This is a genomic window from Variovorax sp. PBS-H4 (assembly GCF_901827205.1).
GTDB lineage: Bacteria > Pseudomonadota > Gammaproteobacteria > Burkholderiales > Burkholderiaceae_C > Variovorax.
Map to the genome: position 1 here is coordinate 122,432 of NZ_LR594675.1, position 25,298 is coordinate 147,729.

At 68.7% G+C, this 25,298-nt stretch carries 23 protein-coding genes; 11 read left to right on the top strand and 12 right to left on the bottom strand.

Going from position 1 to position 25,298, the window contains the following annotated elements:
• Nucleotides 1-6 precede the first annotated feature (6 nt).
• Complete coding sequence (locus E5CHR_RS00575; protein ID WP_162577887.1) at nucleotides 7-1,101, bottom strand: response regulator; 1,095 nt, start codon at nucleotides 1,099-1,101, stop codon at nucleotides 7-9.
• Nucleotides 1,102-1,253: 152 nt separating this feature from the next.
• Here E5CHR_RS00575 and E5CHR_RS00580 point away from each other — a divergent pair, with 152 nt between their 5' ends.
• Nucleotides 1,254-2,099: a plasmid replication/partition related protein gene (locus E5CHR_RS00580; protein WP_162577888.1), complete on the top strand. Its 846-nt coding sequence runs from the start codon at nucleotides 1,254-1,256 to the stop codon at nucleotides 2,097-2,099.
• Between the two features lie 14 nt (nucleotides 2,100-2,113).
• On the opposite strand, the gene E5CHR_RS00585 is transcribed toward E5CHR_RS00580, so the two are convergent.
• From E5CHR_RS00585 to arsC, 4 genes are all read right to left on the bottom strand, one after another.
• A complete protein-coding gene (locus tag E5CHR_RS00585) occupies nucleotides 2,114-2,452 on the bottom strand; it encodes a hypothetical protein (protein ID WP_162577889.1) in 339 nt (112 codons plus the stop codon).
• A 148-nt stretch (nucleotides 2,453-2,600) separates the two neighbouring features.
• Entirely contained in the window at nucleotides 2,601-3,230 is a 630-nt protein-coding gene (locus E5CHR_RS00590) for an ATP-dependent Clp protease proteolytic subunit (RefSeq protein WP_269474035.1), read from the bottom strand.
• Between the two features lie 157 nt (nucleotides 3,231-3,387).
• Nucleotides 3,388-4,278, bottom strand: coding sequence for an alpha/beta fold hydrolase (locus E5CHR_RS00595; RefSeq protein ID WP_162577891.1), 891 nt, complete (start codon nucleotides 4,276-4,278; stop codon nucleotides 3,388-3,390).
• Between the two features lie 4 nt (nucleotides 4,279-4,282).
• Nucleotides 4,283-4,708: an arsenate reductase (glutaredoxin) gene (gene arsC / locus E5CHR_RS00600; protein WP_162577892.1), complete on the bottom strand. Its 426-nt coding sequence runs from the start codon at nucleotides 4,706-4,708 to the stop codon at nucleotides 4,283-4,285.
• Nucleotides 4,709-4,786: 78 nt separating this feature from the next.
• Here arsC and E5CHR_RS00605 point away from each other — a divergent pair, with 78 nt between their 5' ends.
• Nucleotides 4,787-5,209, top strand: a complete 423-nt coding sequence (locus E5CHR_RS00605; protein WP_162577893.1) for a CopG family transcriptional regulator — start codon at nucleotides 4,787-4,789, stop codon at nucleotides 5,207-5,209.
• A 35-nt stretch (nucleotides 5,210-5,244) separates the two neighbouring features.
• Entirely contained in the window at nucleotides 5,245-6,321 is a 1,077-nt protein-coding gene (locus E5CHR_RS00610; RefSeq protein WP_162577894.1) for an extracellular catalytic domain type 1 short-chain-length polyhydroxyalkanoate depolymerase, read from the top strand.
• Nucleotides 6,322-6,376: 55 nt separating this feature from the next.
• On the opposite strand, the gene E5CHR_RS00615 is transcribed toward E5CHR_RS00610, so the two are convergent.
• The 5 genes from E5CHR_RS00615 to E5CHR_RS00635 form a co-directional block, all read right to left on the bottom strand.
• Nucleotides 6,377-11,302, bottom strand: a complete 4,926-nt coding sequence (locus tag E5CHR_RS00615; protein ID WP_162577895.1) for an SAV_2336 N-terminal domain-related protein — start codon at nucleotides 11,300-11,302, stop codon at nucleotides 6,377-6,379.
• A 13-nt stretch (nucleotides 11,303-11,315) separates the two neighbouring features.
• On the bottom strand, nucleotides 11,316-12,326 hold the full coding sequence (locus tag E5CHR_RS00620) for an AAA family ATPase (protein WP_162577896.1): 1,011 nt from the start codon (nucleotides 12,324-12,326) through the stop codon (nucleotides 11,316-11,318).
• A gap of 25 nt (nucleotides 12,327-12,351) precedes the next feature.
• The gene (locus tag E5CHR_RS00625) at nucleotides 12,352-14,502 is read right to left on the bottom strand and encodes a hypothetical protein (protein WP_162577897.1); all 2,151 of its coding nucleotides are present in this window, start codon (nucleotides 14,500-14,502) and stop codon (nucleotides 12,352-12,354) included.
• A 3-nt stretch (nucleotides 14,503-14,505) separates the two neighbouring features.
• Nucleotides 14,506-15,642, bottom strand: a complete 1,137-nt coding sequence (locus tag E5CHR_RS00630) for a hypothetical protein (RefSeq protein WP_162577898.1) — start codon at nucleotides 15,640-15,642, stop codon at nucleotides 14,506-14,508.
• Nucleotides 15,643-15,735: 93 nt separating this feature from the next.
• Nucleotides 15,736-15,963 (bottom strand): hypothetical protein, encoded by a 228-nt coding sequence (locus E5CHR_RS00635; RefSeq protein ID WP_162572317.1) that lies wholly within the window; start codon nucleotides 15,961-15,963, stop codon nucleotides 15,736-15,738.
• Nucleotides 15,964-16,149: 186 nt separating this feature from the next.
• On the opposite strand from E5CHR_RS00635, the gene E5CHR_RS00640 reads away from it, so the two are divergent.
• The 5 genes from E5CHR_RS00640 to E5CHR_RS00660 all read left to right on the top strand — a co-directional run bounded on the left by E5CHR_RS00640 (nucleotide 16,150) and on the right by E5CHR_RS00660 (nucleotide 21,112).
• Nucleotides 16,150-17,259, top strand: a complete 1,110-nt coding sequence (locus E5CHR_RS00640; RefSeq protein WP_232061903.1) for an ABC transporter ATP-binding protein — start codon at nucleotides 16,150-16,152, stop codon at nucleotides 17,257-17,259.
• A 58-nt stretch (nucleotides 17,260-17,317) separates the two neighbouring features.
• A complete protein-coding gene (locus E5CHR_RS00645) occupies nucleotides 17,318-18,256 on the top strand; it encodes an ABC transporter permease (RefSeq protein WP_162577899.1) in 939 nt (312 codons plus the stop codon).
• Nucleotides 18,249-19,079 carry an ABC transporter permease gene (locus E5CHR_RS00650; protein WP_162577900.1) on the top strand — a complete coding sequence of 277 codons (831 nt, stop codon included), beginning with the start codon at nucleotides 18,249-18,251 and terminating at the stop codon, nucleotides 19,077-19,079. Before E5CHR_RS00645 ends, E5CHR_RS00650 begins: the two co-directional genes overlap by 8 nt.
• A gap of 43 nt (nucleotides 19,080-19,122) precedes the next feature.
• Nucleotides 19,123-20,229 carry a TauD/TfdA family dioxygenase gene (locus tag E5CHR_RS00655; RefSeq protein ID WP_162577901.1) on the top strand — a complete coding sequence of 369 codons (1,107 nt, stop codon included), beginning with the start codon at nucleotides 19,123-19,125 and terminating at the stop codon, nucleotides 20,227-20,229.
• Between the two features lie 103 nt (nucleotides 20,230-20,332).
• A complete protein-coding gene (locus E5CHR_RS00660; RefSeq protein WP_162577902.1) occupies nucleotides 20,333-21,112 on the top strand; it encodes a GntR family transcriptional regulator in 780 nt (259 codons plus the stop codon).
• A gap of 41 nt (nucleotides 21,113-21,153) precedes the next feature.
• Here the strand turns inward: E5CHR_RS00660 and E5CHR_RS00665 are convergent, their stop codons facing one another.
• A complete protein-coding gene (locus E5CHR_RS00665) occupies nucleotides 21,154-21,552 on the bottom strand; it encodes a RidA family protein (RefSeq protein WP_162577903.1) in 399 nt (132 codons plus the stop codon).
• A gap of 29 nt (nucleotides 21,553-21,581) precedes the next feature.
• The gene (locus E5CHR_RS00670; protein WP_162577904.1) at nucleotides 21,582-22,178 is read right to left on the bottom strand and encodes a nitroreductase family protein; all 597 of its coding nucleotides are present in this window, start codon (nucleotides 22,176-22,178) and stop codon (nucleotides 21,582-21,584) included.
• Between the two features lie 79 nt (nucleotides 22,179-22,257).
• Here E5CHR_RS00670 and E5CHR_RS00675 point away from each other — a divergent pair, with 79 nt between their 5' ends.
• From E5CHR_RS00675 to E5CHR_RS00685, 3 genes are read left to right on the top strand one after another with little or no spacing between them, the layout of a single operon-like run.
• On the top strand, nucleotides 22,258-23,310 hold the full coding sequence (locus tag E5CHR_RS00675) for an extracellular solute-binding protein (RefSeq protein WP_162577905.1): 1,053 nt from the start codon (nucleotides 22,258-22,260) through the stop codon (nucleotides 23,308-23,310).
• Between the two features lie 8 nt (nucleotides 23,311-23,318).
• On the top strand, nucleotides 23,319-24,137 hold the full coding sequence (locus E5CHR_RS00680) for an alpha/beta fold hydrolase (protein ID WP_162577906.1): 819 nt from the start codon (nucleotides 23,319-23,321) through the stop codon (nucleotides 24,135-24,137).
• Between the two features lie 59 nt (nucleotides 24,138-24,196).
• Nucleotides 24,197-25,297 (top strand): amidohydrolase family protein, encoded by a 1,101-nt coding sequence (locus E5CHR_RS00685; RefSeq protein WP_162577907.1) that lies wholly within the window; start codon nucleotides 24,197-24,199, stop codon nucleotides 25,295-25,297.
• Nucleotide 25,298 lies beyond the last annotated feature (1 nt).

Below are 25,298 nucleotides of genomic sequence, written 5' to 3' on the forward strand. Positions count from 1 at the left end.
GGCCCTTCAGCTCGCGCTGCCCTCGCGCGCCGGGGCGAGCGCGGCCGCGACGCGCAGCACCTTCTCGAGCTGTTCCACCGTGTAGGGCTTCTGCAGCCAGAAGGTGCCGGGCGCGAGCCGGGGCGGGCGCGGCAGGCCGGTCGCGAAGATCACCGGAAAGCCGCCTTGCCGCTGCAGCTTCTGCGCCAGCTCGACGCCCGAGAGCGCCGGCAGGTTGATGTCGGCCATCAGCACGTCGAAGGCGCCGTCGAGAAAGCGGTTGATGGCCACCTCCGCGCTCTTCACCCCCGTGGCCCAGTGCCCGAGTGTCTGCAGCAGCTCCAGCGTGACGGCCAGCATGTCGGCGTCGTCCTCGACCACCAGGATGCGCAACTTGCGCGTCGCTGCCGGCATGCGGCCGCCGCCGGTGCCATGGGTCAGCTCGGCGCGCCGCTGCCCGATCCAGTCGAACAGGCAACGCCGGAACTCCGCATGCCATGCCGGATGGGAGAGGGCGTGGTCCGCGCATTCCAGCGTCTGCACGTGCAGCGAGCGCGCCTGCGCGAAGGCCGCCGCGTAGTTCTCGATGACGGGGTGCGGCACCATGTCGTCGCTGCCCGACGCGACCAGCAGCACGTCGCCCCGGAAGGCGGTACAGGCAGCCAGCGCCCGGTTGTCCTTGGCGCGCAGCCGCAGCAGCCGGTAGGCGGCGAGGTCTTCCTTGTCGAGTGCCTCCTTGGGCGTGGTCCAGCCGGCGTCGCGATAGATCGCCGGTGCCCGCAGCGCGAGCCAGCGCACCGGGCGCAGGGTGCTGGCGAACGCGGCGAGGTAGGCCCCGTAGCTGACCGCCACCATGCCGATCGCATCGCGATCGACTTCCGGGTCGGCGGCCAGCGCGTCGTAGGCGGCCAGCACATCCTGCAAATTGTCTTCGCGGCTCACCGTCGCCCGCTCGGCCGGCGACCATCCGGCGTTCGGCAAGTCGACGAGCCGGCAGACCCAGCCCTGCGCGCGCAGGTCGCTCGCAAGGGCGCTGTAGCGCTCGCGGTGGTCGTCGTCCCACCCGGGCACCAGCAGCGCGCCCGGTTTGCGGGCGGTGGTCGAAGAAGCCGGGCTTTCCATGTTCTGAGGGTGATTTGAGACCTTGGCGCGCACGGACGATGCCGTCGTACCGGCCTGCGTCCCGTCAGCAGCGACCGCGTGCAGGTGCCCGCCGATGGCCCGGTGGCCCGTCTCTACAATGCGGGCCCTTTCCCTGCCCCGACCCGCGCGCCATGGACATCGTCGTCAACGAAGAACTCAAAGCCTACATCGACCCGCTGACGCCGGAGGAGTACGAAGCACTGGAGCGCAGCCTGCTGGCCGAAGGCTGCCGCGATGCGCTGGTGCTGTGGGGCGACGTGCTGGTGGACGGCCACAACCGCTACGGCATCTGCCGCAAGCACTCCCTTCCCTTCCAGACGGTGCAGAACACGCGCTTCCGCTCCCTGGAGGACGTGCATCTGTGGATGATCGACCAGCACCTGGGCCGCCGCAGCATCTCCGACTTCCAGCGCGGCGTGCTGGCGCTGCGCAAGAAGGAGATCGTGGCCGAGCGGCGCGCCCGCGCGGCGGCCGGCCCGGCGCCGGCACCCGACATGCCGGCGAACGCAGCGCCGGCCGAGGCCCTCGACAGCGCTGCCCCGCCCGCGCCGCTCGACAGCCGCGAGGCCGTGGCCAGGGCAGCCCGCCTGAGCAGCAGCCAGGTGGTGATGATCGAGAAGATCCACAAGCAGGCCGCGCCCGAGTTGGTCGCGGCAGTCAAGTCGGGCGCCATCTCCATCAACGCCGCGGCCGCCGTCGCCACCTTGCCCGCCGAGGAGCAGGTCGCCGCCGTGGTCGCCGGCAAGGACGAGCTCAAGCAAGCCGCCAGGCGCGTGCGCGAATCGAAGCGCAAGCCGCGCGACGCATCTGCCGATGCGCCGCAGGAGGGCGCGCAGCCCGGAGACGACGAACTCTCGTCCCTGCGCCATCGCGTGGCCGAGCTCACGGCCGAGAACCAGGCGCTGCGCCGGCAACTGGCCGCGCTTCAGGCGTCGAGCCATGCCGGAGAAGGGGCCGAGCTGCCGGCGCCCTTCTAGCCTCTTGAAAGGGGCTAGTACCGGACCGTCACGCCGGCCTTGATGCCCTTGTTGGCCTTCCCGTCCGAATGGGCGCCGGCGGAGAAGGAGACATCGCCGCCCGTGCTGGCGCCGAGCGAGTAGTTCGGGCGCGCCCCGGAGGTGTCCACGCCGCCGTAGGCGCCGCTGCCGTCCTTGCGCTGCAGGCCCAGCGTTCCGCCGTTGGCGGTCGCTGCCTTCTCGGTGGGGGACAGGTTGGGGCTCACGTAGATCGCGCCCTCGTCGCTGCTTTCGAGCGGGAGCTTCGGCGTTTGCGCAAGGGCGGCCGCGCAGCAGGCGGCCAGGGCGAGCGATGTCAGGAGGGGCTTGTGCATGAAGACAGAAGACAAGTCGTCTGGCAAACCGACCACCTTAGCGAACGCAGCGCGGCGGGACAAGCGTTGCCGCCGCCGACGCGGCGATCCGGCCGCTGCCACGCGGCTTCGAGGCGACAGAAATGTTTTTACATGTAGCTGCGGCGACCTAGGCTTGCAGCTCCGTCTTGCGCTCGATGATCCGCGACACCAGCCCGTACTCCACCGCTTCCTGAGCCGACAGCCAGCGGTCGCGCTCGATGTCGGTCATTACCGCCTCGAGGGACTTGCCGGTCTCGCGCGCGATCGTCCTCGCGACGCGCTCGCGGGCCTTGAGGATCTCCTGCGCGTGGATCGCGATGTCGCTCGCCGGCCCGCCGGCGCCACCGCTGGGTTGGTGGATCAGGAAGCGCGTGTTCGGCAAGCAGAACCGCCGCTCGCGCGGTACTGCCAGGTAGAGGTGCGTGGCGGCACTGCCTACCCAGCCGGTGCCGATCATGCGCACCGGTGCCGCGATGAAGCGCACCACGTCGTGGATCGTGTCGCCCGATTCCAGGTGCCCGCCCGGCGAACTCACCAGGATGTCGATGGGTGCGTCGCTGTCGGCGTCGAGTGCGATCAGCCGGCGCGTCACGTCACGGGCCGAGGCGTCGCTGATGGCGCCGAAGATCAGCAGCGTGCGCGACTTGAAGGCCTTTTCCTCGAGGTAGGAACTGCTGCGCGGCTCCCCGGTCGGGGTGTCCGGCGCTTCGTCGGGGGTTTCCATGTGTCGGTGCTCCTTGGCTGGCTGAGGTGCCATGATGAACAGGCAGCTTACCTCCGCATCGCGAGTCGCGTGAATGCGGGATCGCCACCACGCACGCATCTCTCCACAATCGAGCCCAGGGATCGCATCTCGCCAGGCTGTCACACACCGGTCCCCGCACGTGCCACCGCCGCGCGTGCTCCGCTTGATGTCAGGGAGCCAGGAAGAAGCGCTGCAAGGCTTCGGCCGTGGGGCCGGGCGCTTCCTCTGGAAAGAAGTGGCCTGCATCGACGGCGTGGCCTTGCACGTCGTCGCTCCACGCACGCCACAACGCGAGCGGCCCGCCTTCACGCGTGTACCAGGTGTCGAGCGCGCCTCCCGCGCCCCACAGGGCCAGCACCGGGCAGCCGATGCGGCGACCGGCACCCAGGTCCGCCTGGTCGTGCTCGCGGTCCAGGGTGGCCGCGGCGCGGTACTCCTCGCAAATGGCGTGCACGTGCGCCGGGTCTCGAAGCGCATCGATATACGCCGATCGCACCTCCGCCCCGAAAGCGCCGGCCGGCGAGCCCCAGCCGCCAAGCGCGTCATCGACCACCGCGTCGGGCGCTGCGGCCAGCAGGCGTTCCGGTAGCGGCGCGGGCTGCGCCAGCAGCGACCAGGGCCAGTAGCCCAGCACGAGCCTCGCATCGGCATGGGCCCACACCGCCTCCGTCGGCAGGATGTCCAGCACCGCGAGGCGCTGCACGCGCTTCGGATGATCGAGCGCCAGCCGGTAGGCAACGCGCCCGCCACGGTCGTGGCCCGCGACCGAGAAGCGCCGGAAGCCGAGGGCTTCCATCACCCTCGCCATGTCGCGTGCCATCGCGCGCTTCGAGTACGGCGCGTGGTCGGGCGCCGTGGGCGGGCATCCGCTGCTCCCATAGCCGCGCAGGTCGGCGCAGACGACGGTGAAGTTGCGCGCGAGCAGCGGCGCGATGTCACGCCACATCAGGTGCGTCTGCGGGAAACCGTGCAGCAGCAACAGCGGCGGCCCGGAGCCGGCGTGGCGTACGAAGATGCGGGTTTCGCCGGCGTCGATCTCGAGCGCGTCGAACCCGTCCATCGCATCAGCGCGTGCGGCGCGCTCCGCTGTCCTCGATGGGCTGGCCATCTTCCTTGGCGAATGGAGAGATCTTGCCGACCGGCAAGATCTCCAGCACTTCCTCCGAGGGTCGGCAGAGCTTGGTGCCCAGCGGCGTCGCGACGATGGGCCGGTTCAGCAGGATCGGGTGCTGCGCGATGAAGTCGAGCAGCTGGTCATCGGTCCATTTCGGGTTGCCGAGGTCCAGCTCTGCATAGGGCGTTCCCTTCTCGCGCAGCAACGCCCGCAGGGGCTGGCCCGTCGCGGCCGCGATCTCGCGCATCTGCTCGCGGGTCGGCGGTGTCTTCAGGTATTCGATCACGGTGGGCTCGATGCCCGCGTGACGCAGGAGCGCGAGCGTGTTGCGTGAGGTGCCGCAGGCGGGGTTGTGATAGATGGTGACTTCGGACATGGGTGCATTCTGGCGCTGCTGCGGGGCCTTGAGCTGGAAAACTTGCCGCCATCCACTTGGATGGTGCTAAGATGGCGCATGCCCCGAAAAAGCGCTTCCCTTGCCGCCTCCCCCAAGCCGGCCGACGAAAAGATCACCATCAACGTCGGTTGCGTGGACCTCGGCCAGATCGATCTGCTGGTGCAGGAAGGCTTCTACGCCAACCGCACCGACCTCATCCGCACCGCGATACGCAACCAGTTGGCCACCCAGGTCGATGTCGTGCGCCAGGTCGTGGCGAGCAAATCGCTGGTGCTCGGCATCCAGCACTACGACGCAGCCACCCTGGAGGCCATTGAGGCGGCCGGGCAGAAGTTGCAGATACGCGTGCTCGGCCTGGCCGTGATCGCGGCCGACGTCACGCCGGCGCTAGCGCTGGCTGCCATCGAATCCATCACGGTCCTGGGCGCGCTTCACGCGAGTCCTGCCGTCAAGGCGGCGCTCGCCGCGCGCATCCGCTGAACACCCCACCGAACGCACCTACTCGAAAGACCCCCATGAGTTTCGATCTCAAGCACCTGATGGCAGAAGCAACCCGGCTCACGCGCGCCGGAGACTTGCGCGCGGCGACCGCCGCGATCCAGGCCGCGCTGCACGGCGCCGAACGCGCGCAGCCGATGCCCGAGGAGACAGGCGCGGTGATCGACGTCGAGGCCAGGCACGTGCCCGACAGCCCGCCGCCTCGCAGCGTCGACGATGCACCTGTTGCGTACGACGATGTCGCCGTTCCCGGCCGCTTCATTGCCGGCAGTTTTGCCGACGCGTCAGGCCGTCGCGACTACAAGCTCTACATCCCGCCCGAGGCGGGCCGGCGCCCGCTGCCGCTGGTCGTGATGCTGCACGGCTGCACCCAGGACCCGGACGATTTCGCGGCCGGCACGGCAATGAACGCAGCCGCACTGGCGCAGGGCTTCTTCGTGCTGTACCCGGCGCAGTCGCGCCAGGCCAATCCGCAGGCGTGCTGGAACTGGTTCAAGCACAACCACCAGAAGCGAGGTCGCGGAGAACCGGCGCTGCTGGCGGGAATGACCCGGGCAGTGATGGCGCAGTACACGATCGATCCGCAGCGCGTCTATGTGGCGGGACTCTCGGCGGGCGGGGCAATGGCCGCGATCCTCGGCGAGGCCTATCCCGACCTGTACGCAGCCGTCGGCGTCCACTCCGGGCTCGCCGCCGGTGTTGCAACCGACCTGCCGGCGGCGCTGATGGCGATGAAGAGCGGCGGGGTCATGCAGGGCGGTGTTGCCAGCGGCATGCCCACCATCGTCTTCCATGGCGACGCCGATGCGACTGTTCATGCGAGCAATGGCGAACAGGTCATTGCGGCCAGCGTTGGAAATACGGCCACGGTCGAGGTCCAGCATCTGAATGCCAAGGGCGCCCGCGCCTCGACGCGCCGCTTGCACCGATCCGCCGACGGGCGGGTACTTGCCGAGCACTGGACGGTGCACGGGGCGCCTCACGCGTGGGCCGGCGGCAGCGCCAAGGGCTCCTACACCGATGCCCGCGGACCGGATGCGAGCGCGGAGATGCTGCGCTTCTTTTTCGAGCGTCCGCGCAAGCCGGCGCACTGAGCCGGGCGTGGAGCCATAGCGGGCCGTCGGCCGAAGGGGGTCGGCCGCAATCTCTTCACGATGGCTCGAACGCCTGAAAGTGGGGCGGCTGGTCCAGGGCCAGCGCATCGAAGAAGGCGCGCACGCTGGAGGGGTCGCTGAAGTAGTTGAAGTGCGTGGCCTCCTGGCCCTCGGCCAGCCAGAAGCTCGAGCCTCCCCGCCGTCCCGCGCCCCCGTCCATGGAAGCGGTCTGCACCACCAGATCGCTTTCGGACCAGGCGGCACCCCCGGTCTCCAGGGCTGCCAGCCAAGGTGCATTGCCAAAGCCCCACACGTTTCCGGCCATCACGCGCAGATCGCCCGGCAGGGGCTCGACCGGGCTGTTGAGCCATTGAATCAGCGGAGCGTCGGGCAACAGCGAGGCGATGCCCGGAACCCTCGAGGGGCTGGTGCGGGCGCGGGCCGCTTCCACGAGGAAGGCCTCGAAGGCAGGCTGAACGGAGATGTGCCCAAGCCGCAGGGCGTTCCTGAACAGCGACATCCAGACGTCGAGGCCCCCTTCGTCGATGCCGATGCCCTTCGCAGGGCAGGCCACGCGCACCATCCGATCGATGCTGAAGTGTTTGTCGCGCACGATTCTTCCCAGTTCCAGCAGGGCACGGCGGTCGGCCGCATGGCCATCGGCGGAGAAAAAGGTCGAAGCGGCACGCTCTGTCTCGTGGGGCTGCGCGGCAGCGCGGGCCAGCACTTCGGCCAGTAGCCCGCCGCTCGAATGCGTCGCCAGATGCACGGGCGCCGACGCTGGCAGCGCCTTGGCGAGCGTGAGCGCCGCAGCGACAGGGCTGCCGCCAAGCGTCGGATATTCGAACGCATACACGCGGTCGTGGTACGCGCGGAACAGGTCGAGGCGCTTCTGGTGATTCGCGGTCCACAACGCGCCAAACGTGCTGGCCGTGTCGAGGAAGACTCCGTGGACGAAGACCAGGGTCGGACCGCCGCTCGAGAATTCGCTTGCCAGCGAACCGGCGGGTGGGTGCCCCCTGAGTGCCACCAGCGATCGGGGCTGCAACTCGTACAGCGCCGGGGGGACCTGCGCATCCAGACGAAGCATCAGCTCGCCCACCGTAGCGCTCGGGTCATTCGCGGCGCGGCCGAGGATCTGGATGCGCGAGATAGGCAACGATGGTTGCGCAAGGTCGTTGCGCTCCGTCTCTGCGCTGCTCTGGCGGAGAAGCAACCCGGCGGCGTTCGAAGGGTGCAGAGTCAACGTGACGCCATCGGAGGTCTCGATCGTGACCACGTCCTCGCCCGGGACTGCGGACGCCAATTGCCCCGAGGAAGAGGGAGGCGCTGGATCCGAGCTCTCCGCCGGCTCGCCCATATCGGGTACGTATCGCGCACGGCCTTCCTCTGCGGCACGCGCCAGCAGCAGTTCGCGAAGTGCCTGCCCCCGAAGCCCTGTGAGCTCCATGTAGCGGGCTGCCAGGCCTGCAACCACGGCGCATGCGAATGAAGTCCCGGACATCGTGGTGTAGCGGGCCGGCGGCAATACCGCACCTTCGGAGCCGCCACTCGTACCTGCACCTGCGGCAACCAGCACTTTTGCGCCGGGCGCCCAGAGATCGGGGCCCTCCTTCTGCAGCTTGCCGTTCCGTTTCACTGCGCCACGGTTGCTGAACTCGAGCGGCCTTCCGTCCTCATCCAGGGCGCCCACTGCGAGCACCTCGGGCATCGAGGCCGGAAAGTTCACCGGCTCCTGCGAGCCCTCGTTCCCGGCCGCTGCCACCACCAGGATGTTCTGGGCCGTGATCAGGCCCAGCGCGCGAGCCATCGCTTCATCCCATGTACCCATGCCAAGCGGCACGCACAGGATGTGCGCACGTTCTTCGGCCGGCACGCTCAGAATCGAGTCGAGCGCCACGAGCACCGTGCTGGTCGCGCCGCTGCCCTGCGCGTCCAGTGCCGCATAGGACTGCAGCCGCGCCCCCGTCGAAATGCCGACGAAGCGCCCTGCGATGATGCTCGCGACAGCCGTGCCATGGCCGTGCGGGTCCGCGACCGCGCCCTCGATGACCGAGTGCTGAAGCTCGGGATGCATGGCATCGACGCCCGTGCCGAGGATCGCCACCCGCACCCCAGTGCCGAAGTTTTCGCGCAAGCGCCGCTCGGGAAGCCCGAGCCACACCGGCCAGTTCGACGCCGGCGCAAGGCCTTCTCGTGCGTGGTCGGCGAGCACCTCGATCGGCGCGCCCGACTGCAGTTCCTCGGCCACGCCGGCCAACTGCTTGTCCTTGCGTGCCAGCGGCGCCAGCGCACGGAGCACGCTGGAGCGGTCGCCGTGCAGGATCTGCAGAAGCAGGCGACGGTCGAACAGCACGCGGCGCGCACCCTCTGCGCCACGTGCAGCAATCGCGTGCTGCAGCAGATGGTCGCGCAGATAGGCCGGCGGCAGCAGCGGAGTGCCGTTGCGGGGTGCGAGTTCGCCCACGATCGCTTCATGGGCCGCGCGCACCTTGTCGCGGTAGGCACTCTGCAGAAACTGCGACACAGCCGGATGCAGCGTGGCCGAACTGCCATCCGGCGTGCGGCATTGCCAGGCGAGTTGCACCGCGAGCGCTTCGCTGCCGGTCGGCCGGTCGGGATAGCCGGGGCGGCGCGCGGACATCACGATGAGCCCGTCGCGCTCGGCCGAAGTCAGCTGGCCCAGCACCTTCATGCTCAGCGCGCCGTAGTTCGACTCCGGGCGCTCGGTGTCGCGGCGCGGCCAGCGCCGGATGCCGCGCAGCCAGCCGGCGCCCACGATGGGCACCAGCGAAGGCACACCCTGATGCACCGGCCACAGCTCGGCAGCGTCTGTTCTTGCCACGCCCATCTGCACCAGATGGGCCTGCGCCTCGCTCGCTTCCAGGTGACCGACGTCGACGTCCCTGTTGCGTTGCATGCGCACGTCGATGCACGTGTCGCCGCCGACCCGCCCCTTCGCGCCGAAGCGCACCACGAGCCGCTGCAGGTGGGCCGCTGCGGGCTCGGCGGGCGGATCGGTGTCGAACCAGATTCCTCCGCCGAAGCGGGACCGTACCGAAGGCCGCCGCAGCACATTGCCGAGAAGCGTACGCACGCCCGCGCCCGGCATCGCGCGCAGGCGCAGTACGCCGCCCGGTGTCAACGCGAGCACGCGTTGCGCCAGCCGGTCCTCGAGAACGGGCCTGGGCACCAGGCCTTCCATGAGCGGCGGGAAATTGCGAAGCGCACCCAGCTCGGCCGCGGCGCCTTGCAAAGGCACCCCGCCGCGCTCGGGGCCCGCCATCGGCGCACCCCCGCGCAGTGCGCGAAGGCGGCGCGAGAGCTCGAGGAAGGAACGCGCGGAGGCCGGCAGAAACTCGGTGCCGCGCGGGTCCCGGAGCAGGGCGCTGAAGCTGGCCAGCTTGACGCCGCTCTTCGCCTCGACGAAGCGCCGGATCGCCTCGCGCGACTCCGCCATGGCGCTGCTGGCCTGGCGCTGCTCCTCGCCCGACAGCGACCCGTGCAGCCATTCGCGCAGGCCGGGCACGAAGTCGAACACCATGTCCTGCGCTGCACTGCCCGGCGGCGAAACGCGCACCAGCAGCCCCGACAGCAATACCTCGGCAGCCGGGGCCAGCGAGCGTCGGCCCGGCAGCGAGTGCAGCAGCAGGCGCATCACCGGCAGGGTGATCCACGTTCCGGCCAGCAAGCGCAGCAGGGCGAAAGCCTGCGCCGATGCGATCGCGCGAAAGCGCAGCACGCGTTCGCGTGCGGCCTCGGGCGTGGGGGCGGGGGCGCCCGTCGTGCCCGTGGACGGTGCAGCCAGCGGCGCCACCATTTCCGCGGCGTCCTCGAGCGACACGGCGGCATGCTGAAGCAGGCGCGGCGACATGACGAAGTCGGCCCAGGCGCCCAGCGCGGGCGCGTCCAGCGAGAGCATCGGCACGGCGTCCAGGCCCCCTCGATCGCGGAAGCCGCCATGCCACACATCGAGCCGCTGGAGCAAGCGATTGACGCTGCCGCGTTCACGCGCGCGGACCAGCTCGGGCGCCTCGCCGAGCGCGGTGAAGCCCCAGGCCTTCGGCGGCAGCATCTGCACAATGGCCATCACCGAGCGCGAGCCGAGGTCGCGCACGAACTTGCGCAGCACTTTCCCTTCCCAGTGCGCAGACGCGCCGTGTGTCAGCACGAGCGCCAGCAGCGGCCGTTGCGATTGCAGCATCGCGCGCGGTGCGCATGGCATGCCGGAGGGCGACTCCACATTCACCGCACCTGCCTTGATCGACCAGCGCCACAGCCGCACCTGGCCGAAAGCGCCGTGGCGCGCGAGCAGGTTGCGCAACTCGATCAGCGTGTCCTCGAAGGCAAGCATCGCCTCATCGCGCTCGGCAAGCAGCACCACGTCGAACCAGCGCTCCGCCACCGGCCGCAACACCGGCACCAGCGCATGGGCGCGGGTACCGAACGCCGCGCCGGCCAGCAGTTCCGCGCAGGCTTGCGCGCTGGCCTCGGCGGTGGCCTGGGTGTCGACCACGCGCCGATTGGCCGATGGCCGTTTGCGCAGGAAGGGCTTCAGCGCCCGTTCGATCGCAGCCCGGCCCGGCAAGGCGTCGGCCACCGGGACCTGCACGCGGCGCGCGCTGAGCTGCTCTTCTCCCTCCTTGCCCGGTTGCGCCACGAACAGCGAAGTGCTGCCGCCGAACTGCTGCGGCATGCCGTCGCGCTCGGCGCGGTCGCCGCCGTGGGGGTGACGGTCTGCCGAAGAAGCCTTCTTCGCTGGGGGCGTTCCGCCCGCGTGCGCACCTGCGTCCGCCGTGGGCAGTTGGCCCGGGGCGCCTGCTGGTGTCGCAGGTACGGGCAGAAGCCGGGCGAGCCACAGCGCGTCGGCACGTTCCAGCGCATCGGCGCCGACGATGTCGGTCCCCAGCAGGCGCAGCGCCTCGGCGAAGCGCCGCCGCCAGTCCGGCGGTCCGGGTTGCAGTGCGGCGGTCTGGGCCATGCGCCGCCTTGCTTCAGTCGAGGCTCTTGAACAGCACGTCGAGGATGCGGTCCTGCTCTTCCTTCGACAGGGCCTGGCGCTGCGGGCTCAGGTATTGCGCATTGAGCAGCTGGTCGGTGGCCAGCGCACCTTGCTCGCGGCGGCTGAGGAACTCGTTGAGCAGGCCCTGCATCTGGGGGTCGCTTGCCATGGCCGGCAGATGGGCGCGCACGATACTGGCGAGCTGGGTCTCGTCCGGATCGGGCAAGGTGCACTGCACGCAGCGGCGAAGGAAGGGCGCCGGAAAATCGCGCTCGCCGTTGCTCGTCATCACGATGAACGGGTATTCGCTGAAACTGACCACGCCCTTGTGCACCGTCACCGGCGTGCCCTCGATGGAGCGCACCGCAACCTCGGGCTGGCGCGCGGCCACGCGCTGCAACTCGGCAATGCTGAACGAACCGGTGTCGAGCACGCCCAGCAGGTCGTTGGGCAGGTCGATGTCGCTCTTGTCGATCTCGTCGATGAGCAGCGCGCGCGGTGCATCGGCAGCGGCGAGCGCGCTGCCGAGCGGCCCGAGCGTGACGAAGGCGCCAAGCTCGTCGGAGTCGTTCGCGGCGGCGGCGGTGGTTGCGTTCCTGGCGGTCTTCTGCTTCGGCAGCCCGGCCGTGGGCGTGGCAGCCGAGCGTGCCTGCTGCTGCTGAATCTGCTGCAATCGCGCCAGCGCGTCATAGCGATAGAGGCCCTCCTGCAGCGCCGAGCGCGAGTTGATGGGCCAGACCAGCACCTCGCCCAGCCCGAGCTGTTGCGCCACCGAGTACACCAGCGAGCTCTTGCCGGTGCCCGGCTTGCCGGTGATCAGCAGCGGCCGGCGCAGGTGCAGCGCGACGTTGACCGCGTCGCGGACCTCGTCGGTCGCTCGAAAGGTGCTCGCAATCACGGCGCGTCGGCGCGGCCCGGGCTGGCGCCAGGGCGGGGGCGCGGGCAGCTTCACCTTGCTCTTCGCAGGCTTGGCGTCCGGGTCGTAGATCTTCCAGGTGGCCATGTCGGTCCTTGTTGCGTGGGTCGGCTCAGGTCGGCGCTGCGCCCAGGGTCTGGAAGCGCTGGGTCTGTGCATACGGGTTGCGGTCGGGCTCGTCGAGGAACAGCACCAGCTCCGGCAGCTTGCTGCCGCTGCGCGCCTGGCAGAGCGCTTCGGGCAGCTTGTTCAGGCGCTGGCCGGCAAGCCAGTCGCGCACCGTGGCCTTGAAGGCGGCGGCGTCGGCCGGCTCGGCGCCGGGCCACAGCATGTAGGGTTCGCCGTCGATCAGCTGCTTGAAGAACTTCTCGAGATTGCGGCCTCTCTGCGCGGGACTCGGCGGCAGGTAGACGAGGCCCAGCACGTGCGCCTCGTCCTCGCCGGCCGCGGGTTGCTCGTCGTCGAAGCGGCAGTGCAGCCTTGCGCTGGCTCGGGCCCGCTCCTGGGCCTGCCGGCCGCGCTGCTGCCAGAGTGCCGGCTGCAGCTTCGATTGCTTGCCCTGCAGCCGGTCCTTCCAGCGCCAGCAGATCGGCCACACCGCGTCCAGACCCACGCGCTGCAGCGCCGCGCCGGTCTCCGCCGGGCTGCCGGTGAGCTCGCCCATGTCGATGCTGTAGCTCAGCCATTCGCGCTGCCCGCACAGCAGCAGGAACGGGGCCAGCAGCTCCACGCGCACCGGCCGGACCTCGCCGGCCTGGACATGGTTGATGAGCGTGTTGAGCTGCTCGCCCATCGGCCCTGCGAGCGCCAGCTCCGCGCCGGGCTCGATGACGGACTCGCGCAGCAGCCAGTACCGCTGCACCGAAGGCTCCGGGGCATTGGCCGGGAGTTCGAGCTCGACGTAGATCACCACCGAACCCTTCGGCAGATCGGCGGTGGGCTGCACGGCGGCCAGCAGTGGCGCCATCAGCGGATCGGCGCGAAGGTCGGCATCAAGCCGCGCCGCGGCGTCCACCGAGCGCGCGGAAGCACCGGGCTCGGCCGCCTGCTTCATCGCCATCAGCATCAGGCGCAGCAGGGCGGCGTGGGAACGGCCCTGGTTTCGCGCCATGTCGCGGTTCATGTCGAGCGACCACAGCAGCAGCTCGCGCAGTTCGGCGAACTGCGGCGGGTGGCGCGCGTCTTCGTTGACCAGGTGCCGCGCGAACTCGGTCCACTGGGGCAAGCTGAGGCCGAGCGCGGCCAGGCCGGGAACCCATTGCCGCACCACCTTCACGCGGTCCCAGGCGTCGCGCAGGAGGTCGGGCTCGGGGGCATCGGGCGCGGCCCGTTCGATCCTGCTCGCCAGCGCCTCGAGGGTGTCGTCGCGGATGGCCTTGGCCAGTGCGGCCGGTGTCTCGCCGGTCGATGCGAGGTCCAGCCACAGGTGGCGAAACAGCACCTCCGAGAGCCCGGCCCGCCTGGCGTGCGCCGCCATGGCCTTGTCGTCGGCGCCCGAGCCGGAGCGGCTGGACCACTGGTCGCCAGAGCCTTGCGTCCACTCGAAGCGCACCGGCCGCGAGGCCAGGTTCTCGACCCGCTCCATCAGCATCGTGTCGAGCGGTCGCGGGAGCGGCGGCCAATCGATGGCCTTCAAGACGTCGAGGGCCATGCTGGCCAGGGTGGGCTCGAAGGGATTCGCCGAAGCGATGGCGGCAGCCGTGGACGCGAAGTAGAAGTGCTGCCGGCGCGGGGTCTTGCCGGTCCCGCTCAATTGCACATTGCCGGGCCGGTCGCTGATCACCTGGGCGCAGCTGTCGATCACGCCGAGCTGGAGCGCGGGCATCCGCGCGTTCCGCAGGTGCTGCAGCAGGGAGTCGAGGTCCCACGATTGCAGGTTCTCCAGGTCCTCCGTGTCCTGCGTCAGCAGGTAGCGCTGCCGGTTGTTCATCACGCCATGGCCGATCCACAGCAGCAGCAGGAGGTCGGCCGGCTGGCTGCGGGCGACCTTGCCCAGCGACGTGCGCAGCGACGCTGCGTCGGCACGGTGGGCTTCGGCGCCGTTGAGCAGCCGCGGGCGCAGGGTGTCGATACGGGCCGCCTCCTCCGAGCCCGGCACGGCACTCACGTTCAGCAGCAGTTCGACCTCTGCCCGGTCGCGCAGCCATTCGGTCCACTCGAGGGCCCGGCGCGACACCGGCGCCTTGAAGTCGAGGCTGTTGCGCTTGCCGGCCGTCGCTGCGTGGCATTCGACCGCGACGATCCACGCCAGGACGGAGGCCACGCCTCATCCGCCTTTCAGGAAGTCGGCGATGGCGGGCCAGACCTGCATGCGGTTGTCGAAATAGGCGCCGTGCGCTTCGGGAAAGGGCGCACCGTTGTCGACCGGCAGGTCCAGCACCTTGCCCTTGAACACCCCTGCGGCCGGGTAGCCGAGGATGTCGTTCTCGTCGTAGATGTTGAGCCAGCGCTCCGGAAAGAAGTCGGGCAGTCCGGAGCCCAGCACGCGAGAGGCCAGCGCGTCGATCTCGTAGAAGAAGGCCGCCTGCGAACCGACCGTGATCAGCACATCCACCGGACGCTTTTCCAAGGCCAGCCAGTCGACCGCGGCGATGCCGCCCAGGCTGTGCGCCAGCAGCACCCGCGCGCCGGTCTTCGCGACGTTGAGGCCGATGAAGTCGCGCAGCGTCGAACCGCGCGCCTGGTAGCGCAGGATGTCGCCGACCACCGGACTGGTGAGGTCGGTGAGGCTGCCGCGCCGCCGGCGGCCGTAGGCCGTCATGCGCTCGAGCAGCCAGTCCTTGATGCCCGCCGGCGGGCCTCCCAGCGGCGGCAGCAGCGCATCGGCCAGTGCATCGCGCATGGCGACGGCGAGTGTCGGCAGGTTCAGTTCGCGCAGGCGGGCCTGCAGGGCGGCCACCAGCGCGCGTGCCACGAGCGGGCTGGCGGCGGCCTCCGACAGCGTGAGCGCGCCGACCACGGTCTGCCATTCCACATCCGCGAGCACGGTTTCGATGAAGAGCGCCCACTGCCCGCGCAGGCCGGCGTTGGACAAGAGCCCCTCCACGGCCGCATCGTCGCGCAGCGCGCCGATGCGCGCCCAGATGGCCGGGCCGGGCGGCGCACCGAGGTAGGCCTCGTCGGGCGCCACGCGGAGTTCGATCAGCGGATCATCGGCCAGCAGCGTCCAGCGGGCGCGCTGCTGCGCATCGAGCGAGGGCGTCGGGTCGCCCGTGCGCACATAGCTCGGCACCGACGCCCCGTGCTTGTTGAGCGCGGCGCCGAAGGCATCGCCCCAGGGACAGGGCTCGATCTTCCAGCCTGGAAGGTACTCGGCCGCTTGTGCCTGCAACAGCTTCATCGACTCGGCGAGGCCTTGTTGACGGACGCCGGTGCCATGGATGAACAGCAGGGTCGATGTCATGCGAGGCGCCCTCCAACATTGAGTTGGACGCATGCTCAGGCCTGGGCTGCGCGGCTGTCAACCCTAATGTGGGGGAGCACCCGTCGATAGCGCCTAGTCGATCCAGGGACCTCCCAGCATGGCTTGGATATAGGCGGCGACCTTCACCAGGTCCTCGTCGGACAGCGGGATCGGCGGTGCGTCGACCAGGTGCTCGGCGACCATGTGCAGCTTTGCCGATGCATTGGGCTGCTCGTGGAGCAGCACTGCGATTGCCGTGGTCTGCGCGACCGCTCGCAACTCGAGCGCACGCAGGCGTGCATCGACTTCTTCCATTTCCATTGAGCCTTCCTCCCTGGAGGTGCAAGTTGAGGAAACTCGATTCTGCTTCCAAAAGCAGGCGCGTCGTGCCGCGGGTCCGGCGGCGCGGGGGGAAGTGCCAGGGTCCGATGCAGATCAGGGCAGGCGTTGACAGCGCAGATCAATCATGTAGCATCCTTATTGGCATACCAATTCGGAATGCATTTGATGGGAACCGCTATGGATGCACGCACGTCTTCCCCCGTCCTGCAGGTGCAGGGCGTGGACATTCGCTACGGCGGAAACCTGGTGGTTTCCGGCGCGTCCTTCGACGTCAGCGAGGGCGAGTTCGTGACGCTGCTCGGCCCGAGCGGCAGCGGCAAGACATCGCTGCTGAGGACGATCGCCGGCTTCATGCCCGCCAGTGCCGGGCAGATCCGGCTGCGCGGCGAGCCGATGGAGAAAGTCCCTGCCTACCAGCGCGATGTCGGGCTGGTGTTCCAGAACTACGGCCTGTTTCCTCACATGACGGTGGAGGGCAACCTCAGTTTCGGGCCGCGCATGATGAAGGTGCCGGCGGCCGAGATCGAAGTGCGCGTTGCCGAGGTCCTCGCGCAGGTCCGGCTCGAGCGGCTGCGGGAGCGCTATCCCCATGAGCTCTCCGGCGGCCAGCAGCAGCGCGTCGCCATCGCGAGGGCGCTGGCGATGCGGCCCTCGCTGTTGCTCCTGGACGAGCCGATGTCCAACCTGGACGCGAGGCTGCGCTCCGAGATGCGGGTGGAACTGCTCGTGTTGCTGAAGCGCCTCAAGATGACCGCCGTGGCCGTGACCCACAACCAGGAGGAGGCGCTCGGCATGTCGGACCGCATCGTGGTCATGGCCGAGGGCGGCATCCGCCAGGTGGGGACACCGGCAGACATCTACCTGCACCCCGCGGATGCCTTCGTGGCCAACTTCGTCGGCGATGCCAATGTCGTCGAAGCCCGGCACGTGGGCTTCGCACCCGACGGCGACTCGCTGTACCGCTGCGCCGACGGAATGGTGATCCGGGGCACCGCCGCCGGGGCGCACCAAGGGCAGACCACGCGGCTTCTGATCCGGCCGGAACTGATCGAGGTCGACGCCACGGGCCAGCAGGCCGGCGACGATTCCATGAGCGGACTGGCCGCTCATATCGTGAGCACGGCGTACATGGGCGCCTTCACGGAAATCCGCGCGCGGGTGGGCGCGGAGCGGCTCCTGGTCAAGCTGCCTGCAGGGGTGCGTGCGCCGGTATTCGAAGCGGGCCAGCCGGTCCTGATGCGGTGGGCGCCCGAGGCCGTGAAGGTGCTGCAATGAGCGCCGCCCGGCCGCCCGAAGGGGCCCGCGCCACAGTGCGCGGCATGGAGGTTGCCTCATGAGCACGACGGCAACCCCGGTCGTCCCCGTCCACACGGGCAACGGCCCACCCGACGAAGTGCCATCGGTCCGCGTGCCAAGGGCCGCGGGCTCGCTGCAGAGATGGCTGCTGCTCGCGCCTGCGTTGCTCGTGCTCGGCGTATTCGCCATCGCGCTGCTCGACCTGCTGAACTGGAGCTTCTACAGCGGCGGCAAGCTCGGCGCTGCGCCCAGCGGCGACATGGGGTGGGGTACCTACACCCGCATCCTGGGCGATCCGCTCTACATGGGCGCCATTCTTGCCACGGTCCGCCTGTCCGCGGTCTCGACGGTGTGCAGCCTCGCGCTCGGCCTGCCGGTGGCCTACTGGATCGTGCGAACCGGATCGAGCCGCGTCCGGGCGTTGCTCATCATCCTGGTGGCCGTCCCCTTCATGACGAGCCTGATCGTGCGTCTTTATGCGCTGCTGCTGATGCTGGGCAACAGCGGGCTGCTGAACACCTTGTTCCAGGCGATGGGCTGGATCGCGGACAACGACTTCGTCGCACTGGTGCGCAACGAGGTCGGCGTTTCCATCGGGCTGACCTATTTCGTGCTGCCCTTCGTCATCTTCACGCTGGCCGGCAGCTTTCGCCGGTATGACCGCACGCTGGAGGATGCCGCGCAGAACCTCGGTGCGGACGAAGTGGTGACCTTCGTTCGCATCACGCTCCCGCTGCTGGCGCCCGGGATCCTTGCTGCCTGCACGCTGGCCTTCGTGCTGGCGGGTACGGCCTTCGCCACGCCGCTGATCCTCGGCGGCAGCGCCGTGCGGATGGTGGCGAACGTCATCTACGACCAGGCGCTGTTCGCGCAGAACATGCCCGTGGCCGCCGCGCTGAGCGTGCTGGCCCTGTTGTTCACGATCGCCTGCCTCTACGCGGCCGGGCGCTTGTCCCACCGGAGAAAGCATGCGTAAACACCGCAACCGCGCCCACCGCGCTCGCCGTTCGCTGGCCTTCGTCGCCGTCTGGGCGCTGCGTGCCGCCGCATTCGGCCTGCTGTTCCTTCCCATCCTGCTGGTGATCCTGCTTTCCTTTTCGGGCGATGCCTACACCACGCTGCCACCGCAGAGCTATTCGCTGCGCTGGTACGCGAATGCGATCTCGCGCGGCGAGTTCGTCGAGAGCTTCATGACGAGCGTGCAGGTCGCAGCGCTCGCCACGCCGCTGTCGGTGATGATCGGGACGCTGGCCGCCTACGGCCTGTGGAAGTACCCGCGTCCCGGCGCGCGCGCATTGGAGTCCTTGCTGATGGCGCCGATCCTGCTGCCGCTGGTGGTGACCGGGCTGGCCCTGCTGGTGTTCTTCAACCGGGGCTATCTCTACACGGGGCTGTGGAGCATCGTGCTGGCGCACGTGATCGTCACCTTCCCCTACAGCTTTCGATCGGTGCTGGCGGTGCTCGCGCGCTACGACAGGCAGCTCGACGAGGCCGCCGCATCGCTGCGCGTGCATCCGGCGACGGCCTTCTGGCACGTGACCCTTCCCATGATCCGGCCGGGCCTTTTCGCCGGCGCGCTGTTCGCGTTCGTGATGTCCTTCGACGACTTCGCCACCACGATCTTCCTGATCACGCCTGGAACGAAGACGCTGCCGATCGCCATCTACCAGTACATGGAATTCAATCTCGATCCCACCGTGTCGGCGGTCTCCGCCATGCTGGTGCTGCTGTCGGTCGTCGGCGTACTCGTGATCGACAAGGTCCTGGGCATGGATCGGTTCGTCGGCCTGCGCGCATGAGACCCGTTGAAAAACCTCCGAGACAAGTACAAGGAAAGAGTGAATGGAAAAAGCGAACCCCACACCGCTCGACGGACCTTTCGTATGGACCGGCGCTGCGCTGGCCACGGCCGAAGGCTGGCGCTCGGTCCTGAGCCCCGACGAGGCTGCCTCCCTGAAGCGGGCTGCCCGCGCGGTCATTGCAAGTGGCAAGCCCTTGGAAGCGATGCGGCGCGACGACTTCCAGGTGCCGCAGCTGCAGGCGCGCTGGCTGCGGATCAGCCGCGAGCTCGAGCACGGGCACGGCTTCGTCCTGGTCCGTGGCGTGCCCGTGGAAGACCTGTCGGACGAAGAATGCAAGTTCCTGTTCTGGGGCATCGGACTGCAGCTGGGCGTGCCGCTGTCGCAGAGTCGCCTGCAGAACTACATCGCCGAAGTCAAGGACATCGGCGAGAAGATGGGGCAGGCCACCACGCGCGCCTACCGCGCGGGCGGGCCGCTGCGCTTTCATACCGATCAATGCGATGCACTCGCCCTGCTGTGCCTTCGCGAGCCGATCTCCGGCGGCCACAGCCGCGTGGTGAGTTCGGCGGCCATTCACAACGAGATCATCCGCCGCAGGCCCGACCTGCTGCCGGTTCTGTATGCGCCTTTCTGCTTCAGCCGCCAGGGCGAGGAAGTGGAGGGCGAGGAACCGTGGTACGAGCGGCCGGTCTTCGACCGGGGCGTGGACGGCAGCTTCACCAGCCTGTTCTCGCTGTCCTTCATCGAAAGCGCGCAGCGGCTGCCCGAGGTGCCGCGGCTCACCGCGATGCAGCGCGAGGCGCTGGAGCTGGTCGCGCAGCTGGCCGATGAACTGAGCACGACGATCGAGCTGCGCAAGGGAGACATGCAGTTCTTCAACAACCATGTCGTGTATCACTCGCGCACCGACTACCAGGACCACGATGACCTCGCGAGGAGGCGCACGCAGCTGCGGCTCTGGCTGGCCACGCCCGACAGCCGCCCCTTGCCCGACGGCGCGAGCGTGTTCTTCGGCTCCACGCAGCCCGGGGCGGTGCGCGGCGGCATCAAGCCGCCGTCCGGACGGCGCTTCGCCTTTGCAGACTGGCGCAGCGCAGGCTGGACGGACGCCGACCTTCGCACGTTCAGGGGCGGCCATGCTGCATGAGCGCGCAGTGGACTTCGGCCGGGAAGAGGGCCGGGGTTTTCAAGATAGACTTGCTGCGGCCCCCCTCCCGAACTCACCGCAGCCAGTCAGTCGTGCACGCATCATGAGCAAATCCACGGAAGCCGATCGTGTCTTCAACGGCATCGTCACCGACATCCTCGCCGGCGCGATCCGCCCGCGGGAGCGGCTTTCCGAGCGCGAGCTGGTGTCGCGTTTCAAGGTGAGCCGCACGCCGGTGCGCGAGGCCACCAAGCGGCTGCTGGAGCGTGGATTCATCGAGACCGGCCCGCGCGGCGTGGCCGTCGTCGTGGATGTCAGCTCGGAGGAACTGCGCCAGCTCTACGCGTTGCGGCTGCAACTGGAGAGCACCGCGGCGCGCGAGATCGTCGCGAACATCACGCCGCCGGAAATCGTCGCGCTGAAGCAGATCAACAAGGAATTCAAGCAGGCGCTGGAGCAGCGCGACCTCGTGAGGATGCTCGAGGTCCGCGCCGACTTCCACGCTCTGCTCGGCAGGGCCACGCGCAACCGCTGGCTTGGGGAAGTGCTGGTGATGTTGCGCGACAAGGCGTACGTCGTCCGCCACTACCACTGGCAGGATTTCCATCGCGCCTCCGCGACACTGGACATCCACAACCAGATGATCAAGGCGCTCGAGGCCAGGGACACCGAGCTGTTCGTGCAACTGGTCTGCCAGCAGATCAGTGCGGCGATCGCCACCTACGAGAACCGGCTGCAGGCGCCGTCATGGAGCGCTTCGGCCAACGCCGCGCCGGTGGTGGCCAAGACGCCCCGGCCCGCGCAGCCGCCCGGCCGCGCCACCTCGAAGACAGTGAAGCCGAAGCCTGCCGGCAAGCCGGCGCGCGGCAAGGCCATCGCCTGACTTCAACGGGGGCGAGCGCAACCGTCTCGACCCCCCGCCGCTCACAGGGCGGCGATCGCCTGGAACTCGATCAGCAGACCGGGGTCCGCCAGGTGGTTCACTTCCACGATCGTGCTGGTGGGCAGCCGGTCCTTGAAGAACTCCATGCGCGCCGCGACGATCTCCTTGAACTGCCGCACATCCGTGGTGTAGACCACGATCGAGACGATGTCCTCGAGCGTGCCGCCCGCGGCTTCCAGCACGGTGCGCATGTTCCGGATGCACTGGCGCGTCTGCTCGGCCATGTCGCCCGGCCCCACGAGCTTGCCGTCGCCGTCGCGCGCCAGCTGGCCCGACAGGAAGAACAGGGACGAAGGCTTGTCGACGCGAATGTAGTGGTGGTAGACGGTCTTGCGCACATTGGCCAGGCCGGGGGGATCTCCGCGTGTGATTTCGCTCATGGTGTCCAGTCCTTTCTTGGGTTGATGATTCAGTTCGCGTCGATCCAGCGGACCACGCGGTCGAGCTGTGGGTCGGGCCGCCTCGGAACGGGGCGCTCCGGGTTGGCGTAGCCCACGTTGATCACGCCGACCACATGGGCCCCGGGCGCGTCCAGCCCGACGAGCGCGGCGACCTCGGGAGACTCCGCCAGCGCGCCGGTGGTGAGCAGGGATCCGACCCCCGCATCCGCGAGCGACAGCAGGAAGTTCTGAACGGCGGCGGCCGTGGCGAAGTCCTCCTCCCCGGGCACCACCCTCGGGTTGTCCAGCGCCGGGACGCAGGCGACCACCACGTTCACCGGCGCGTCCTTGGCGCGCTGGGCCGCGCGCGCCACGTCCCGTTGCGTGCGCAGTGCCGCGGCCTCATAGGCGCCGACCAGTCTGTGGCGCGCTTCGCGGGTGATCACGAAGAAGCGCCAGGGCGCAGTGCGGTGATGGTTGGGCGCCAGCACGGCGTGGGCCAGCGCACGCTCGATGACGGGGCGGGGCACGGGCTCGTCCACGTAGGCGTAGACAGAGCGGCGGCGCTGGGCAAGCTCGCCGAAGGGGGTGGGCGCGGGCCCGGCGGGATTGACAGAAGCGTTCATGATGTTCAGGATACTCAAATGGTATGCCAATAATACATACCATATTCCGAACCGTCCACTTCACAACGAGGACCCCGCCATGAAACTGCACGCTTGCCTCGGACGATCCGCCTTCGCGATCGCCGCCTTCACCGCGCTCCATGCCGCAGCACAGACCCGCGAGGTCGTGCTGGCCACCTGGGGAGGAACCTGGGGCAAGGCCATTGCCGAACAGGCGATCGCGCCCTTCGAGAAAGCGACCGGCGTGAAGGTGAAGGTCATCTCGGGCGTGTCGCTCGCCAACATCCAGATGATCTCGGCCCAGCGGGCCAGCCCCAAGATCGACCTCGTGATGGCGACGTCGCAGGACGCCGTCACCGCCTACGACGACGGCCTGCTCGCAACGCTGGACCCGAAGGAAATTCCTGTGCTGGCCACCTTGCCGGCCAGCGGCTTGCGGCGCGACGCCAACGGCGCGGTCAAGTTCGCCGGCATGTGGGTCTACCCCTACGGCATCGTCTACCGGACCGACAAGGTCAAGACCGAGATCAAGTGCTGGAAGGACCTCTGGCGCCCCGACCTGCGCAACAAGGTCGGCGTCTCGTCCCCCAAGTACATGAACGGCTACTTCCTGCTGATGGCGAACAAGCTCGCCGGCGGTACCGAGGCGGACGTGAAGCCCGGCCTGGAGCTGGTGAAGACGATGGGCCAGAACCTGGTGGCCGTGGTGGACGATTCCGCCGGGCAGCAGCGCCTTCTGGCCCAGCAGGAAGTCTGGGCCGTGCCCATGGTGTCGAGCCCTGCCTACAAGATGATCGACGAGGGCGTGCCTGCGAAGTTCGCGATCCCCTGCGAAGGCGCGCCTGCCGGCATGGATGTCGTGGCGCTCGTGAAGAACGGGCCCAATGCCGCGGACGCCAGGAAGTTCATCGACTTCTACCTGAGCCCGGAAACGATCGCCAATGTCACGCGTGAACTGAAGATCACGCCGGTCAACCGCAACGCGAAGATCAGCCCCGAGCATGCCAAGTACACGCTGGCGGACGCGGAGTTCCAGAAGCTGATCGTGTTCGACGAGCAGGCGACCGCGGCCGGCCGCGGCAAGTGGCAGGACGCGTGGGACCGCGAGATCGCTCCCCTGACGCGGCGCTGAGCTCCGCCATGCCCCACATCACGGCCAACGGCGTGCGCACCTTCTACCGCACGCTCGGGCAAGGCCCCGCCCTTTTGCTGATCGCCGGGAACGGCATGGACCACACGGCGTTCGACGAGCAGTTGCCGGTGTTTGCAGAGCACTTTCGCTGCATCGTGTACGACCTGCGCGGCATCGGCTCGAGCGAGGTGCCTGCATCCGGCTATACGCCCCGCGAGATGGCCGAGGATGCGCTGGCGCTGCTGTCGGCGCTGGAGATCGAGCAGGCGCACATCGCGGGTTACTCGCTCGGCGGTGCCATCGCCCAGGAGATGGCGCTCGCGCAGCCGCAGCGCGTGCTGTCGTTGTCGCTGTATTCGAGCTACGAGCGGCCGCTGCCCTACATGCGGCTGCGCTACGACATCCTGATCAAGGTGGTCGAGGAAACGACGCCGGAGCTCTGGGCCATGTACAGCGCGTTCTCCGCTTTCGGGCCGGAGTTCATCAATGCGCACGAGCGCGCCTTGCGCAACGAGATCGCCAAGCGGATCGACCGGTGGGAGCAGGGCGACGCGCCCTCGCGCATCGGGCTTGCAGGGCACTACCGGGCGATCCTGGCGCACGACACCGCCGAGCGGCTGTGCGACATCCGTTGTCCGGCCTGGATCGCCGTCGGCTCCGCCGATGCAGTGACGCCGGCCTGGCACTCGCAGCGCATGCACCAGTTGATCGCCGGTTCCACGCTCAGCGTCTTCCCCGGCAAGCCGCATCGGATCCTGAACTTCGAAGCCGAGGAGTTCACTCGCGACGCACTGGCGTTCCTGTTGAAGCACAAGAATGCGGCTTGACTGGTATACCATTGCGGCATATATTTCAGTACCGATCCACAACGCAGATTGAAATACCCATGGACAAGATCATCATTTCATCGGACTCCCACGTGTTCGAACCGACCGACCTCTGGAAGAACACGCTCGGCAGCCGCTTCGGCGACAACCTGCCGCAGGGCGTTTCCAATTTCGAGGGCCACGAAGGCAACTTCTTCTATGTCGGGCGTCCGGGCGAGGCGGCGCGGCTGGAAGAGCTGGTTTCCGACGACGGCAAGGACCGCCGGCTCGACGACCTGGCCAAGGCCGGCTCCGATCCCGTCTACCGGCTCGAGCTCATGGACAAGGACGGCATCTACGCCGAAGTCCTGAACCCGACATGGGGCCTGTGGATTCCCCGCATGGCCGACGGGGCCGCGCGCAACGCCTGCGCCGAGGTCTTCAACGACTGGATCCAGGAGTACTGCTCGCAGAACCTGAAGCGCCTGCTGGCCGTCGCGATGATCCCGATCGTCGATGTCGACTGGGCCGTGAAGGAGCTCGATCGCGTCGTCAAGCGCGGCGCCCGCGCCATCATGATCGGCACCAACCCGGTCGACGGCGCCGCTCCGTACCGCGACCGCAAGTACGACAAGTTCTGGGCCGCCGCCCAGGAGGCCGAACTGCCGGTCACCCTGCACATCGTCACCGGGCGCGTGCGCGACCCGTTCACCTACCACGGCGACAAGGAGCGCGAAAACATTCCGGCGAGCTTCCTCGACCTGTTCTACGAGGTGCAGCCCGCGCTGGCCAACGAATTCATCTTCGGCGGCATCTTCGATCGCTTCCCGCGCCTCAAGATCTTCCTGTCCGAGTACGACGCGTCGTGGCTGCCGATCCTGAAGTACCGCCTCAACCGCGTCCAGACCTTCCCCGGCTTCGATCACCTGGAAAAGAAGCCGGCGAGCCGCTACGTCGAGGAAAACATCTACGCCGGCATCATCAACGACCCGCTGGCCGCGAAGCTGCGCAACGAGATCGGCATCGACCGGATCATGTGGGGCTCGGACTTCCCGCACCCGCCCTGCCCCTATCCCAACACCACGCAGAACATCGATCGCATCCTCAACGAGCTTTCGCCGGAGGACCGCTTCAAGGTGGTGGCGGGCAACGCGGCCAAGCTGTTCAAGATCGATCTGTAGG